We start from the raw sequence: 13,703 nt of genomic DNA, 5'->3' as shown, positions 1-13,703 counted from the left end.
GCGAGGGAGCTTGCTCCCGCTCGGCTGCGCAGCAGTCGCAAACCCTGTAACCCGTTTCATCTGACATACCACGGTCTCTGGATTTGGGGCCGCTTCGCATCCCAGCGGGAGCAAGCTCCCTCGCCACAGGGACAGCCGGGATGTTGTCTCGACTTCCGCAATTGCCCACAACCACAAAAATGGCAACAGGAGTATTTTCATGAGTTCGTCAAACGCCGGGCAAAGCGCCGGGCAACTGGAAACACGCGGCATCGAGCCGGTGCCGGAAGCGGAGTGCAACGGGCATCCGCTGCAACTGTTCTGGGTCTGGTTCGCTGCCAACATTTCCATCCTTGGCCTGCCCCTGGGCGCCACGCTGGTGGCGTTTCGTGGCCTGGCGATCTGGCAGGCAATCATCGTTGCGATCCTCGGCGCCGCCGGTTCTTTCGCGGTGGTCGGGATCATCTCCATCGCCGGTCGTCGTGGCCGTGCGCCGAGCCTGACGCTGTCGCGCGCAATCTTCGGCGTACGCGGCAATATCGGCCCGACCCTGGTCTCGCTGATGTCGCGCCTGGGCTGGGAAACCGTCAACACCACCACCGCCGCGTTCGTGTTGCTGTCGCTGTGCTCGATCCTCTTCGGTTCGCCGGTAGAAGCCAAAAGCGCGCCGGTCCTGACGTTGCTGTTTATCGCGATTTTCGTGCTGCTGACGTTGTCGGTGTCCGGCCTCGGTCACGCCACGTTGCTGGTGATTCAAAAGTGGGCGACTTACGTGTTCGGTGCGCTGAACATTGTGGTTGGCGGCTTCCTCTGCGCCACCATCGACTGGAGCGCCGTGTTCAACGCCACGCCTGCACCGCTGAGCGCGATGATCATCGGCGTCGGCACCATGGCCGCCGGCACCGGGATCGGTTGGGCCAACGCCGGTGCCGACATGTCGCGCTACCAGCATCGCAGTGTCAAAGCGGTGCGCCTGGTGGCGTCGGCAGCGTTCGGCGCGGGGATTCCACTGGTGTTGCTGATCACCCTCGGCGGCCTGCTGTCGGTGGGTAACAATGACCTGGCTTCCGCCACTGACCCGATCATCGCAATCCGCGACATGCTGCCGACCTGGATGGCCGTGCCGTACCTGATCACCGCATTCGGCGGCTTGCTGCTGTCGAATAACCTGTCGGTGTATTCGGCCGGGCTGACCACGTTGACCCTCGGTTTGAAGGTCAAACGCGTGTACGCGGTGGTGGTCGATATCGTCGCGATCTTCGCCGGTTCGATCTACTTCATGCTGATCGCGGACAGCTTCTATGGCCCGTTCATTACCTTCATTTCCTTGCTGGCGGTGCCGATTACCGCGTGGGTCGGGATTTTTGTCGTCGACCTGATTCACCGTCATTACTACAGCCCCCAAGACCTGCTTGACGTCAGCCCAAGCAGCGCTTACTGGTACAGCGGCGGTATCGAATGGCGCGCTTTCGGTGCGTGGGCCGTAGCGATTGTGCTGGGCTTCAGTTTCACCACCATCGGCACCACCGAACAGACGGTGTGGTTCCGTGGTTTCCTGTCCGACTCGTGGCTGGGCCACAACGGCCTGGGCTGGGTCGTGACGTTCCTGGTGGCCGGCGGGATTTACTTCGTACTCGGTGGCGCCAAGGATCGCCGCGCCGCCATGACCGAGAATGCTCATGCCTAATTTGCTGCACACCGGCCAAGTCATCATCGACCTGGTCATGGCCGTGGATAAATTGCCTCAAACCGGAGGCGACGTGCTGGCGAAGTCCGCCAGTTTCGAAGCCGGCGGCGGCTTCAATGTGATGGCCGCTGCCCAGCGAAATGGCTTGCCCGTGGTCTACCTCGGGCGCCATGGCATCGGGCGTTTCGGCGATCTGGCGCGCGAGGCGATGCAGGCGGAAGGTATCCGGATCGGCATCGCCCAACCCGCAGAACGGGACACAGGGTTGTGCGTGGCGGTGACGGATGAATCGGCTGAACGCAGTTTCATTTCCTACATCGGTGCCGAAGGTGAACTAACCGCAAACGATCTGGCCAGTGTGCCGGTCGAGGCGGGCGACTATGTCTACGTCAGTGGCTACAGCCTGCTGCAGGTCGGCAAGGCGCAGGCGCTGGTGGATTGGGTGTTGGAGTTGCCCAAAGGCATTAGCGTGGTGTTCGATCCGGGGCCGCTGGTGGAGTCGCCGGATGAGCCCTTGATGCAAGCTTTGCTGGCGCGCATCGATATCTGGACCAGCAACAGTGTCGAGGTGCTGCGGTTTACCGGTGCGTCAGACATTGCGCAGGCGCTGGATCGCTTGGTCGATCACTTGCCCGCCGAGGTGTTGATGGTGGTGCGCGATGGCCCGCAAGGGTGCTGGATCAGCCAGCATGGCGAGCGTCAGCATGTGCCGGGTTTCAAGGTGACAGCGGTGGACAGCAACGGCGCGGGCGATGCGCATGCAGGGGTGTTTGTGGCCGGGTTGGCGCACGGGTTGTCGGCGGTTGAGGCGGCGCGACGGGCGAATGCAGCGGCGGCGTTGGCGGTGACGCGCTGGGGGCCGGCGACTTCGCCGGGGAGCGCTGAGGTGGATGCGTTGATCCGTGAGATTGATAGCGTCTGAACGATAGCCTTCGCGAGCAAGCCCGCTCCCACATTTGACCGAGTTGTCTGAACTGACTCGGTTAAATGTGGGAGCGGGCTTGCTCGCGAAAGGGCCGGTCAATTCAACAACAATCTGGGGCCTTACTCAGCAATCCAGCCTGCGCGCCGCCTCGACACCCGCAGCACTCAGTTTGATCGGCAGGTTCAGAGAGTGCTCACCCGCCTCATTGCACGTCACATGGCCATGTTGAATCAATCCGCGGTCCTGCAGGGCGGCGAGGGCGCTGGCCACGACTTTCTCACCACGATAATTGTCCAGGACTTCCTTGCCCAAGCCACTCGGGTGGGCGTGCAACAGGCGGGTCAGGACTTCTTTTTCCAGGTTGTTATCGTCGTTCATGCTTACCTCTTGAGGGTGGTGGAGAGGTTGCTCGCGTCGGCGAGCTATTGATTGGCACCACCATCGGAACCCGAGCCACCGGTGGTGGTTTTCGAGCCGATGCCGCTGCCGGCGTTATCGGGTGTGCGGGTGTCGGGCAGGTTCAGTCCGCCTTGACGGCCGGCGTCGTTGCCCTGATTCCGTGGGTCAGTGCCCGTGGCGGGCGGCAGGCTGTTATCGATGCCGGAGCCGTTGGTGTTCATTCCGGGGGCGCTCTGGATGGCGGGCGCTTTCGGGCTCTCGACGGGGTTGGTCGGGCCGGTCCCTTCAGCGAGGGTGGCGGCGAACGCGGCAGAGGACAGCAGCGTGGTGAGGGCGAGGGCGGTCAACCTGGACATGAACATGGCATCGTCTCCGTTTAATAGAGTCCTTACCTGATGTTGGTCCGCCCGCGATTGGCATTGGTGCCTGATGAACGACGAACGGTCTAGGCCTGTTGCACGGCTTTAGCCTGTGCAACAGGCCGCCAGATCAACCGTCCCACGGTGATCAGCCAGTTCACGACAGCCACGGCCAGCACCGTCAGCAGCAGTGTCGACATCCCGTGTTCAACGATGATTTTCCCCGCCAGCAAGGGAAATCCAAACACGCCGATGAAGTAGGCGAGGCTGAACAACAGCAAGGCTTGCGAGGTCGTGCCATGCGGTGCTTCGTTGGCCGCAAGGCCATTGATCACTGAATAGGTCAGCCCGTATCCGACCCCGAGCATCATGGCCGCCAGTACATAGCTGAACCCGCTGTCGACCACGAAGCCAAACAGCACGATCGAGCCCATCATCAGGCCCGACAACAGGCAGGAGGCGCGCAGCGGATCGCGCTTGACCACGATGCCGGCGATCAGCATGCGGCTGCTGATCGCCGCACCCATGAAGCCGAAAAAGAACAGTGAATAGTCCAGCGAACGGGATGCGGCGTAGCTGGTCTGGAAGCTCGACAGGCCACCGAACACGCAGCCGCCGAGACCCACCATGATGATCGGAAACACGGCCCGGGACGACAGCACGTGCGCCGTTGCGCGCCAGGAAATTCGCGCGACCGAGGTGGTGGGCGTTTTCTTGAGGTGTGCATCCAGTCGCCAGAACAGTAAAACGCCGATCAGGCTGGCCAGCGCGGCGAGGTAAAACGCCGCGGTCACCGGATAGCCGAGGGCGCTGGCCGCACGGCCCAGCAACGGACCGCTGCCGATCCCGGTCATCATGCTGCCCGACAGCAACGCGAAGTATTTGGCGCGTTGGGCCGGTGTCACCAGGCTGGCCACGATGATCGGCCCGAGGGTGTAAAACACGCCCCAACCCAGCCCCAGCAACAGTCCGAAAAACAGCAGCAGGTTGCCGAAACCCGGGCTCAAGGCGAAGCCGAGACTGGCCGCCACCAGCAGGACGCCGAACAAAGCAATCGAGCGCGCGGCACCGAGCAAGTCAGACAAATGCCCGGAGACGATCACCGCCGCAAAGGTGCTGAGCATGGCTGCCGAAATCACACTGCCGGCATCGTGTTCATTGCCGCCGCGTGAGCCGATCAGCAACGACAGTAAAAAGGTCGCGCCATAGGACAGCGACAACAAATAGCTGGCGAGGCAGAACAGGCCGAACAATCGGCTGGAGACTGGGGGTGTTGCGCTGGACATGACGCGGTTCCTTGACCCGATAGACGTGAGCGTTATCTATCTATCACGGAGGGCGCCGATGTTAGGTCTGTGGTTACTGATTTCAGGATCAGTGCTGACCGGAGTATCGCCTTCAGCAGAGGCCGATCTCTTCCTTGAATTGCTCCATGAAGCTCTTCAGGCGCTCATGCCTGATCTGCGCCATGTGTCGACCGGTTGCGGTCTGGAAACCGTTCGCCAGGTGCAGCAGCTTGGTCTGGAAGTGGTCGAGGCAAAAGCGTTTGTCGTCGTATTCGCGATGCTGTGCCTGCGGGTCCAGCGGGTCGTACAACGCGCTGCCCATGCGTCCGGCAACGTAGAACGTGCGCGCGACTCCAAGCAGGCCGAGGGAATCGAGGCGGTCAGCGTCCTGCATGATCTGCGCTTCGAGCGAGGTAGCGGGAATGTTCGCGGAGAAGCTGTGAGCTTCAATGGCGTGGGCCACTGCCCTGATGTTGGCGCGTGACCAATTCAGGTCGGCCAACACGGCAGATGATTTCTTGGCGGCCAGTCGTGATGCCTGCGAACGCAGCGGCGAGTTCTTTTCTACCGCCACGCAATCATGCAAAAGCACCGCCGCCATCAACACCTCAAGATCACCGCCTTCCTGTGCGTGAATCGTGCGCGCGTTGTGCCAGACCCGCTGCAAGTGCGACAGGTCATGGGCGCCGTCCTCTGAGGGTTCCAGCGCATGAGGCAGCAAGTCAGCGGCGAGGGTTTGCAGCGGCGCGAAAGCATCAATAGTCATGACAGTCCTTTGAAGTGAACACGTTTTTTGTGACGAGGGAGCTTGCTCCCGCTGGGTTGCGAAGCAGCCCCCAACCGGAACGCAAAGGTATTTCAGTTAAACCCGGGTTGCCAGTTTTTACGCCTGCTGCGCAGCCGAGCGGGAGCAAGCTCCCTCGCCACAGTGTTTTCCCATGTGACGATCTCATCGCGCCGACTTAGTATGGCGTTTTCAACCTTTGACGAAGGCACGTCCCCATGACGATCGAGATCCGCCCGGCGACCCCCAGCGATGCACCGCAAATCCTCGGGTTCATCACTGAACTGGCCGACTACGAACGTGCCCGCCACGAAGTCATCGCCAGCGTCGCCGACATCGAGCGCAGCCTGTTCAGCGAAGGCGCCACCGCCCACGGCCTGATCTGCCTGCGCGACGGCCTGCCGATCGGCTTCGCCGTATTCTTCTTCAGCTACTCCACCTGGCTCGGCAGCAACTGCCTGTACCTCGAAGACCTCTACATCACCCCCGAACAACGCGGCGGCGGCGCGGGCAAAACCTTGCTGCGCCACCTGGCGAAAATCGCCTGCGCCAATGATTGCGGGCGGTTTGAGTGGAGCGTGCTGGACTGGAACAAACCGGCGATCGAATTTTATAAATCGCTGGGCGCGCAGCCGCAGGAAGAGTGGGTTCGGTATCGGATGGATGGGGCGGTGTTGCGCGAGTTTGCCGAGGGCAATTGATCGTCAGCCTTGTCGTTTAAAAAGGTCGCAGCCATGAGCTGCGATTTTTTTTGCATCCATCCCAATATATGGGAGTGATATTTATATATTGAGATTATTCCGCTTCCGGGTTTATAGTCCTGCTCACTCACTGCCAATAAACAAAACAGGTGAAGCGATGCTGGCGCAATTGATCGCGCTCGATTGGGGGACAACCTCATTACGTGCTTATAAACTCGCCGCGGGTGGCCAGGTGCTCGAACAGCGTTCGCTGTCATCGGGGATCATGCAGCTGCCGCGGACGCCGCGAATTATCAACGGTGAGGAATGCGCCGACGGTTTTGAACTGGCCTTCGATGAGGCGTGCGGTGACTGGCTCGACGCGCAGCCGGATTTGCCGGTGATTGCCTGTGGCATGGTCGGCAGCGCCCAGGGTTGGTGTGAAGCGGCTTACCGCGATACCCCGGCGAACGTCGCCACTCTCGGAACTTCCCTGCAAACAGTTCGCAGTCTTCGCGGTGTCGATGTACACATCGTGCCGGGAGTGATTCAGCGGTCGCGTTTGCCGAATGTCATGCGCGGCGAAGAAACCCAGGTGCTGGGCGTTCTGCAAAATCTTCAGGGCAAGGCGGGCGGCGATCTGTTGATCGGCCTGCCCGGCAGTCATTCGAAATGGGTGGAAGTGGCCGACGGCTGCATCGTGCATTTCGACACCTTCATGACCGGTGAAATCTTCGCCGTACTCAGCGAACACAGCATTCTGGGGCGTACCCAGCAGCCGGGCGCGTCCTTCGATGGCCAGGCTTTTGACCGAGGTGTGCAAGTGGCCTTGTCGGCGGACGGTGAGATTGGTCCGTTGTCGACGGTGTTCAGTGCCCGCAGCCTCGGGCTGACCGGTGAACTCTGCGCCACGGCCCAAGCGGATTATCTGTCGGGCTTGTTGATCGGTCATGAGCTGTCGGCGCTGGCGACAGACCAGCGGCGTCGGCGCAATAGCGTGCACCTGCCTTCGATCATCCTCATCGGTAATGCCCAACTCTGTGCCCGTTACAGCCGGGCGCTTGGCGCCTGCGGTTTTGCCCGGGTGACGCTGGCCGAACAAGCCACCGAACGCGGGTTGTGGCAGTTGGCGCTCGCCGCCGGACTGATCACTTCCAACCCATCCCGTTAAACCTGACTGGAGGTCTGACATGCTCAAACACGCCTTGGCGCAAAACGGCCTGATCGCGATCCTGCGTGGCCTGCGCCCGGAAGAAGCGGCGGCCATCGGCGAAGTCCTGTACGCCGCCGGATTTCGCGTCATCGAAGTGCCGCTCAATTCCCCTGAGCCGTACGAAAGTATCCGCATCCTGCGCAGCACCTTGCCCGCCGATTGCCTGATCGGCGCCGGCACGGTGCTGACACCGGAGCAGGTCGAGCAGGTGAAAGCCGTGGGTGGCCAAGTGATTGTCATGCCGCACAGCGATCCGAAAGTGCTGCGCGCAGCGAAAGCGGCGGGGTTGTTCCTGTCGCCGGGTGTGGCAACACCGACCGAGGCGTTCGCCGCACTGGCCGAAGGCGCCGACGTGCTGAAGATGTTCCCCGCCGAGCAGATGGGGCCGGCAGTCGTCAAAGCCTGGCTCGCAGTATTGCCCGCCGGAACCATTCTGGCGCCGGTCGGCGGGATCACGCCGGACAACATGCAGGTGTTTATCGACGCAGGCGTCAAAGGTTTCGGTCTCGGTTCCGGATTGTTCAAACCGGGAATGACCCCAGAGGACGTGGCCGTCAACGCCAAGGCCTACGTGGCTGCCTGGAAAGCCTTTCGCTAAGACTTTTTGGCGCGGTGAGCGCTGCCTCTAATAAGAGAGAAGAAAATGAAAATCACCAAACTGACCACCTTCATCGTTCCGCCACGCTGGTGCTTTCTCAAGGTCGAAACCGACGAGGGCGTGACCGGTTGGGGCGAGCCTGTGGTTGAAGGTCGCGCCCACACCGTTGCGGCTGCCGTTGAAGAATTGTCCGACTACCTGATCGGCAAAGACCCACGCAACATCGAAGACATCTGGACCGTGCTCTATCGCGGCGGCTTCTACCGGGGCGGCGCGATCCACATGAGCGCGCTGGCCGGTATCGATCAGGCGCTGTGGGACATCAAGGGCAAGGCCCTGGGCGTGTCGGTCAGTGATCTGCTCGGTGGTCAGGTGCGCGACAAGATTCGGGTGTATTCGTGGATCGGCGGCGACCGTCCGGCCGACACCGCGCGTGCGGCGAAAGAAGCGGTCTCCCGTGGTTTCACTGCGGTGAAAATGAACGGCACCGAAGAGCTGCAATTCCTCGATTCCTTCGAGAAAGTCGACCTCGCCCTGGCCAACGTCGCGGCCGTGCGTGACGCGGTTGGGCCGAACGTCGGCATCGGCGTCGACTTCCATGGCCGGGTGCACAAGCCGATGGCCAAGGTGCTGATGAAGGAACTTGATCCGTACAAACTGATGTTCATCGAAGAGCCGGTGCTCAGCGAAAACTACGAAGCGCTGAAGGAGTTGGCGCCGCTGACCAGCACTCCGATTTCCCTCGGTGAGCGGCTGTTTTCGCGCTGGGATTTCAAGCGCGTGCTCAGCGAAGGTTACGTCGACATCATCCAGCCGGATGCGTCGCACGCCGGCGGCATCACCGAGACCCGCAAGATCGCCAACATGGCCGAAGCCTACGACGTGGCGCTGGCGCTGCATTGCCCGCTGGGACCGATTGCGCTGGCGGCGTGCCTGCAACTGGACGCGGTTTGCTACAACGCGTTCATCCAGGAACAGAGCCTGGGCATCCACTACAACGAGAGCAACGACCTGCTCGATTACGTGAAAGATCCGCGGGTGTTCGACTACGACAAAGGCTTCGTGAAGATCCCGAAGGGCCCGGGGCTGGGCATCGAGATCAACGAGGAATACGTGATCGAACGCGCGGCCGTCGGCCACCGCTGGCGCAACCCGATCTGGCGCCATGCCGATGGCAGTTTTGCGGAGTGGTGAGTGCTTCCTGACTCACCACAAATCCAGTGTGGGAGCGGGCTTGCTCGCGAAGAGGTCATCACATTAAACATAGATGTTGACTGATACACCGCTTTCGCGAGCAAGCCCGCTCCCACATTTGATCTCCATGGTTAGCGAGATCTGCGTTTCACATTGACCTCAATAAACATAAGAAGAGGCACTCCTCATGCAACCGCAAACCCTCACCGGGCAAGCGTCGTTGGTGACGCCCAGTCGCAAGCGATTTTTCATCATGGTCCTGCTGTTCATCACCGTGGTGATCAACTACCTGGACCGCAGCAACCTGTCCATCGCCGCCCCGGCGTTGACCAGCGAACTGGGCATCGACCCGATTCACGTCGGGCTGATCTTCTCGGCCTTCGGCTGGACCTACGCCGCGATGCAGATCCCCGGCGGCTGGCTGGTGGACCGTGTGCCGCCGCGCATTCTTTACAGCGTCGCCTTGCTGCTGTGGTCGATCGCGACAGTGATGCTGGGTTTCGCCGCCAGCTTCATCGCGCTGTTCGTCTTGCGCATGGCGGTCGGTGCCCTCGAAGCGCCGGCGTATCCGATCAACAGCCGCGTGGTCACCACCTGGTTTCCCGAGCGCGAACGCGCCACGGCCATCGGTTTCTACACCTCCGGGCAGTTTGTCGGCCTGGCCTTCCTGACGCCGGTTCTCGCTTGGCTTCAGCACGAATTCGGCTGGCACATGGTGTTTGTCAGCACGGGTGCGGTGGGCATTCTGTGGGCGGTGATCTGGTACGCGGTGTACCGCGAGCCGCGGGATTTCAAAGGCGCCAACGACGCCGAAATCGACCTGATCCGCGAGGGCGGCGGGTTGGTGGATATCCAGGCTGAACAAGCCAAGGTCAAAGCGAAATTCAGCTGGACTGACCTCGGGATTGTCCTGAGCAAACGCAAACTGTGGGGCATCTACCTCGGCCAGTTCTGCCTCAACTCGACGTTGTGGTTTTTCCTGACGTGGTTCCCGACTTACCTGGTGAAATATCGCGGCATGGACTTCATCAAGTCCGGCCTGTTGGCGTCGCTGCCGTTTCTCGCCGCGTTCGTCGGTGTACTGTGTTCGGGGTTCTTCTCCGACTTCCTGATCCGTCGCGGTTACACGGTAGGTTTTGCTCGCAAGTTGCCGATCATTGGCGGTCTGCTGATCTCCACCTCGATCATCGGCGCCAACTTCGTGGAATCGACGCCGCTGGTGATCGCGTTCCTCGCGCTGGCGTTCTTCGGCAACGGGCTGGCGTCGATCACCTGGTCGCTGGTTTCAACCTTGGCACCGGCGCGTTTGCTGGGACTGACCGGCGGGGTGTTCAACTTCATCGGCAACCTGTCGGCGATTACCACGCCGATTGTCATCGGTTTCCTGGCGACCGGCGACTCGTTTGCCCCGGCGATTACCTACATCGCGGTGCTGGCATTAATTGGCGCGCTTTCCTACATCTTGCTGGTGGGCAAAGTCGAGCGTATCAAGTTGTAGTCGCAGGCATCGGGCGACCATAATGCCGCCCGTTCACTCGCTCAACGGTAAAGGCTGGATATGCAGGAAGACGCCCCAAAAATCGCCAAGGACGCCGCGCCGACCGGCACCCAGACCCTGCTTCGTGGTCTGGGTGTGGTTCAGGCCGTGGCCAGCGGCGCCCGCGATCTCAAGGAAATTGCCCGGCTGATCGGCACGACGCGCAGCACCACCCATCGTCTGGCCAGTTGCCTGGTGGACGAGCGTTATCTGCGTGTCGTGCCGCAGGTCGGCTACCTGTTGGGGCCGAAGCTGATCGAACTGGGTTTCCAGGCGCGTGAAGAATTGCCGCTGGTGACCTTGGCCGGGCCGTATCTGGATGAGCTGTCGGCGTTGACCGGCGACACCATTCACTTGGCGATTCGTGAAGGCGACGAAGTGCTGTACCTGCACAAGAATCCGGGGCGCAATGGCCCGGAAATGCGCTCGCGCGTCGGCCATCGCATGCCGTTGGCCCGCACCGGGATCGGCAAGGCATTGATGCTGGATGACTCGCAGGAAGAATGGCAGCGGCTGTACGAAGTCAGCTTGCCGGCGGGTGGGAAAAATCTGTTTTGGCCGCAGCACCCGGAGCAGTCCTGGGAGCAGTTTCAGCAGCGCATGGTTGAGTATGTGGCGGGCGGTTATGCCTTTGATCTTGAAGACAACGAACCGTCGATCCGCTGTGTGGCGGCACCGATTCGTGATGCCAGCAAGCGCATCGTCGCCGGCATCAGCATCGCCAGCACCGTGCCTTATATGCCGCTGGAAAAAATGGCCGAGCTGATTCCCCTGATCAAAGGGGTCACAGCCCGGCTGTCGGCCGAGCTTGGCCTGAAGGTTTAGAGCTTCAAGGTCGCCATATCGATGACGAATCGGTACTTCACATCACCGGCAATCATGCGGGCGTAAGCCTCGTTGATCTGGCGGATATCGAGCATTTCGATGTCGCAGGTGATGTTGTGCTTGGCGCAGAAATCCAGCACTTCCTGGGTTTCTGCAATGCCACCGATCAGCGAACCGGCGAGCACACGACGGCCCAACACCAGTTTGGCGGCGTGGACCGGTGGATCGATCGGTTCGATCAGGCCCACCAGAATGTGCACGCCGTCGAAACGCAGGGTGTCTAGGTACGGGTTGAGATCGTGCTGCACCGGAATGGTGTCGAGCAGGAAGTCGAAATAGCCGGCAGCGGCTTTCATCTGGTCGGCATCGGTGGACACGATCACGTGGTCCGCACCTTGACGACGACCCTCTTCGGCCTTGCTCGCCGAGCGGGTGAACAGCGTCACTTCGGCGCCCATTGCCTTGGCGAACTTGATGCCCATGTGGCCGAGGCCGCCCATGCCGAGGATCCCGACCTTGTCACCGGCCTTGACCCCGTAATGCTTGAGCGGCGAGTAGGTGGTGATGCCAGCACAGAGAATCGGCGCGGCGCTGGCCAGTGCGAGTTTTTCCGGGATGCGCACGACAAAGTGCTCGCTGACCACGATGCTGTCGGAGTAGCCGCCCATGGTGTTGCTGCCGTCGACCCGGTCCGGGGTGGCGTAGGTCATGGTCGGGCCTTCGAGGCAGTATTGCTCGAGGTTGGACTGGCAGGCTTCGCAGCTGCGGCAGGAATCGACCATGCAGCCGACGCCGACCAGATCGCCGATTTTATGTTTAGTAACGTTCGCACCGATGGCGGTGACTTTGCCGACGATCTCGTGGCCGGGCATCAGCGGGTAAACGGCAATGCCCCACTCGTTGCGGGCCTGGTGGATGTCGGAATGGCAGACGCCGCAGTAGAGAATCTCGATCGCCACGTCATCGGCCCGAGGGCTGCGGCGTTCGAATTTCACGGGGGCGAGGGGAGTGGTGGCCGACTGGGCGGCGTATCCGATGGCGGTGTACATGAGGAACCTCGCAAAAGCAGTGACAGGTGAGGCGGTGCATTCTGGGCGCCGCATTGGGCACCGGCCATAGCGATTCCTCCGGGTGTCATGCCTATTCCTCCGGCATCCACGCTGGATTGATCAAATGCGCGATCAGACCTGCGAAGATGCTTTCATCCCTTTTTCCGCGACATTTTTGTGAAGAGCTCCCATGTTGTTGACCCGTCATCTGGATGCCAATGCCACGCTGGTTTCGTTGATTCAGCCACTGACCACCCGCGACGGTTTTGCGCCCACCGCATTGCCGGGTGTGCAGGTGTTACGCGCCAGTTGCGATGTGGCCCGTGGTCCGCAGATCTATGAACCGAGCCTGGTCATCATCGTCCAGGGCAGCAAATTGGCGTACTTGGGGCCGCGCACGCTGGAGTATGGCGCCGGGCATTATCTGATTCAGGCGTTGCCGGTGCCGTTCGAGTGCGAAACCTTTGCCGCGCCGGAGGGGCCGATGCTGGGGATTTCCATCGCGATCGACCGGACGTTGCTCGGCGAATTGGTATTGGCCATGGGGCTGGTGGCGGGGCGCAGTATTGCGGCGCAGACGCTGGAGTCGATGACCTCGACGGTGCTCGACGACGCGATGCGCGGGTGTGTCGAGCGGTTGCTGCGTTGCCTGCACGATCCGCTGGAATGCCAGGTGATGGGGCAGGCGCGTTTGCGTGAGTTGTTGTTCGTCGCATTGCGCGGGCCGCAAGCTGATGTGTTGCGCGCACTGGTGGAGCAGCAGGGGCAATTCGCCCGGGTCGCGGCCTCGCTCAGTCATCTGCATGCGCATTACACCGAGCCGCTGAATGTCGAGACGCTGGCCAGTTGCGCGAACATGAGTGCGTCGACGTTTCATGAACATTTCAAACGCAGCACCTTGTTGTCGCCGGTGCAGTATCTGAAACGGTTGCGCTTGCTCAAGGCGCAGCAGTTGTTGCTGTCCGAGGGCTTGGGCGTGGCGCAGGTGGCGCATCGGGTGGGGTATCAGAGCACGTCGCAGTTCAGTCGGGAGTACAAGCGCTACTTTGAGCGTAATCCCGGAGACGAACGCGCTGCCTGACACACTGAAAATCCAATGTGGGAGCGGGCTTGCTCGCGAAAGCGGTTGATCATTCAACATTTATGTCGGCAGACATACCGCATTCGCGAGCAAGCCCGCTCCCACAG

At 61.2% G+C, this 13,703-nt stretch carries 14 protein-coding genes; 9 read left to right on the top strand and 5 right to left on the bottom strand.

Annotated elements, in window-relative coordinates; translation table 11 throughout:
• Positions 1 to 199: 199 nt before the first annotated feature.
• Positions 200 to 1,666: a purine-cytosine permease family protein gene (locus EAH78_RS09475; RefSeq protein WP_140667317.1), complete on the top strand. Its 1,467-nt coding sequence runs from the start codon at positions 200 to 202 to the stop codon at positions 1,664 to 1,666.
• The gene (locus EAH78_RS09470; protein WP_140667316.1) at positions 1,659 to 2,588 is read left to right on the top strand and encodes a PfkB family carbohydrate kinase; all 930 of its coding nucleotides are present in this window, start codon (positions 1,659 to 1,661) and stop codon (positions 2,586 to 2,588) included. The genes EAH78_RS09475 and EAH78_RS09470 overlap by 8 nt, the downstream gene beginning before the upstream one ends.
• Before the next feature lie 126 nt (positions 2,589 to 2,714).
• Here EAH78_RS09470 and EAH78_RS09465 read toward each other — a convergent pair whose 3' ends face one another.
• The 4 genes from EAH78_RS09465 to EAH78_RS09450 all read right to left on the bottom strand — a co-directional run bounded on the left by EAH78_RS09465 (position 2,715) and on the right by EAH78_RS09450 (position 5,401).
• The gene (locus EAH78_RS09465) at positions 2,715 to 2,969 is read right to left on the bottom strand and encodes a hypothetical protein (RefSeq protein ID WP_140667315.1); all 255 of its coding nucleotides are present in this window, start codon (positions 2,967 to 2,969) and stop codon (positions 2,715 to 2,717) included.
• Between the two features lie 44 nt (positions 2,970 to 3,013).
• Positions 3,014 to 3,352, bottom strand: a complete 339-nt coding sequence (locus EAH78_RS09460; RefSeq protein ID WP_140667314.1) for a hypothetical protein — start codon at positions 3,350 to 3,352, stop codon at positions 3,014 to 3,016.
• 83 nt (positions 3,353 to 3,435) lie between these two features.
• Entirely contained in the window at positions 3,436 to 4,635 is a 1,200-nt protein-coding gene (locus tag EAH78_RS09455; RefSeq protein ID WP_140667313.1) for an MFS transporter, read from the bottom strand.
• Between the two features lie 112 nt (positions 4,636 to 4,747).
• Positions 4,748 to 5,401: an HD domain-containing protein gene (locus tag EAH78_RS09450; RefSeq protein ID WP_140667312.1), complete on the bottom strand. Its 654-nt coding sequence runs from the start codon at positions 5,399 to 5,401 to the stop codon at positions 4,748 to 4,750.
• A 236-nt stretch (positions 5,402 to 5,637) separates the two neighbouring features.
• On the opposite strand from EAH78_RS09450, the gene EAH78_RS09440 reads away from it, so the two are divergent.
• From EAH78_RS09440 to EAH78_RS09410, 6 genes are all read left to right on the top strand, one after another.
• Positions 5,638 to 6,120, top strand: a complete 483-nt coding sequence (locus tag EAH78_RS09440; RefSeq protein ID WP_090186699.1) for a GNAT family N-acetyltransferase — start codon at positions 5,638 to 5,640, stop codon at positions 6,118 to 6,120.
• Positions 6,121 to 6,277: 157 nt separating this feature from the next.
• On the top strand, positions 6,278 to 7,270 hold the full coding sequence (locus tag EAH78_RS09435; protein ID WP_140667310.1) for a 2-dehydro-3-deoxygalactonokinase: 993 nt from the start codon (positions 6,278 to 6,280) through the stop codon (positions 7,268 to 7,270).
• 19 nt (positions 7,271 to 7,289) lie between these two features.
• The gene (locus EAH78_RS09430; RefSeq protein WP_140667309.1) at positions 7,290 to 7,910 is read left to right on the top strand and encodes a 2-dehydro-3-deoxy-6-phosphogalactonate aldolase; all 621 of its coding nucleotides are present in this window, start codon (positions 7,290 to 7,292) and stop codon (positions 7,908 to 7,910) included.
• A 45-nt stretch (positions 7,911 to 7,955) separates the two neighbouring features.
• Positions 7,956 to 9,104 carry a galactonate dehydratase gene (dgoD, locus tag EAH78_RS09425; protein ID WP_140667308.1) on the top strand — a complete coding sequence of 383 codons (1,149 nt, stop codon included), beginning with the start codon at positions 7,956 to 7,958 and terminating at the stop codon, positions 9,102 to 9,104.
• Positions 9,105 to 9,291: 187 nt separating this feature from the next.
• Entirely contained in the window at positions 9,292 to 10,602 is a 1,311-nt protein-coding gene (locus EAH78_RS09415; RefSeq protein ID WP_140667307.1) for an MFS transporter, read from the top strand.
• A 60-nt stretch (positions 10,603 to 10,662) separates the two neighbouring features.
• Positions 10,663 to 11,466: an IclR family transcriptional regulator gene (locus tag EAH78_RS09410; protein ID WP_123432731.1), complete on the top strand. Its 804-nt coding sequence runs from the start codon at positions 10,663 to 10,665 to the stop codon at positions 11,464 to 11,466.
• Here EAH78_RS09410 and EAH78_RS09405 read toward each other — a convergent pair.
• Positions 11,463 to 12,515 carry an NAD(P)-dependent alcohol dehydrogenase gene (locus tag EAH78_RS09405; protein ID WP_140667306.1) on the bottom strand — a complete coding sequence of 351 codons (1,053 nt, stop codon included), beginning with the start codon at positions 12,513 to 12,515 and terminating at the stop codon, positions 11,463 to 11,465. The two genes, EAH78_RS09410 and EAH78_RS09405, sit on opposite strands and share 4 nt — an antisense overlap.
• A 190-nt stretch (positions 12,516 to 12,705) precedes the next feature.
• Here EAH78_RS09405 and EAH78_RS09400 point away from each other — a divergent pair, with 190 nt between their 5' ends.
• Complete coding sequence (locus tag EAH78_RS09400) at positions 12,706 to 13,596, top strand: AraC family transcriptional regulator (RefSeq protein ID WP_027924073.1); 891 nt, start codon at positions 12,706 to 12,708, stop codon at positions 13,594 to 13,596.
• Positions 13,597 to 13,703 lie beyond the last annotated feature (107 nt).

Source organism: Pseudomonas arsenicoxydans, assembly GCF_006438915.1.
GTDB classification, from domain to species: Bacteria; Pseudomonadota; Gammaproteobacteria; order Pseudomonadales; family Pseudomonadaceae; genus Aquipseudomonas; species Aquipseudomonas arsenicoxydans_A.
The sequence above is the reverse complement of the archived record's forward strand: the minus strand, read 5'-3'. Positions and strand labels throughout refer to the sequence as shown.

What these genes read in the sequence shown, in the direction of transcription:
- EAH78_RS09475 (WP_140667317.1), top strand. Translation starts at nt 200, where the DNA reads ATGAGTTCGTCAAACGCCGGGCAAAGCGCCGGGCAACTGGAAACACGC.
- EAH78_RS09470 (WP_140667316.1), top strand. Translation starts at nt 1,659, where the DNA reads ATGCCTAATTTGCTGCACACCGGCCAAGTCATCATCGACCTGGTCATG.
- EAH78_RS09465 (WP_140667315.1), bottom strand. Translation starts at nt 2,969, where the DNA reads ATGAACGACGATAACAACCTGGAAAAAGAAGTCCTGACCCGCCTGTTG.
- EAH78_RS09460 (WP_140667314.1), bottom strand. Translation starts at nt 3,352, where the DNA reads ATGTTCATGTCCAGGTTGACCGCCCTCGCCCTCACCACGCTGCTGTCC.
- EAH78_RS09455 (WP_140667313.1), bottom strand. Translation starts at nt 4,635, where the DNA reads ATGTCCAGCGCAACACCCCCAGTCTCCAGCCGATTGTTCGGCCTGTTC.
- EAH78_RS09450 (WP_140667312.1), bottom strand. Translation starts at nt 5,401, where the DNA reads ATGACTATTGATGCTTTCGCGCCGCTGCAAACCCTCGCCGCTGACTTG.
- EAH78_RS09440 (WP_090186699.1), top strand. Translation starts at nt 5,638, where the DNA reads ATGACGATCGAGATCCGCCCGGCGACCCCCAGCGATGCACCGCAAATC.
- EAH78_RS09435 (WP_140667310.1), top strand. Translation starts at nt 6,278, where the DNA reads ATGCTGGCGCAATTGATCGCGCTCGATTGGGGGACAACCTCATTACGT.
- EAH78_RS09430 (WP_140667309.1), top strand. Translation starts at nt 7,290, where the DNA reads ATGCTCAAACACGCCTTGGCGCAAAACGGCCTGATCGCGATCCTGCGT.
- dgoD (WP_140667308.1), top strand. Translation starts at nt 7,956, where the DNA reads ATGAAAATCACCAAACTGACCACCTTCATCGTTCCGCCACGCTGGTGC.
- EAH78_RS09415 (WP_140667307.1), top strand. Translation starts at nt 9,292, where the DNA reads ATGCAACCGCAAACCCTCACCGGGCAAGCGTCGTTGGTGACGCCCAGT.
- EAH78_RS09410 (WP_123432731.1), top strand. Translation starts at nt 10,663, where the DNA reads ATGCAGGAAGACGCCCCAAAAATCGCCAAGGACGCCGCGCCGACCGGC.
- EAH78_RS09405 (WP_140667306.1), bottom strand. Translation starts at nt 12,515, where the DNA reads ATGTACACCGCCATCGGATACGCCGCCCAGTCGGCCACCACTCCCCTC.
- EAH78_RS09400 (WP_027924073.1), top strand. Translation starts at nt 12,706, where the DNA reads ATGTTGTTGACCCGTCATCTGGATGCCAATGCCACGCTGGTTTCGTTG.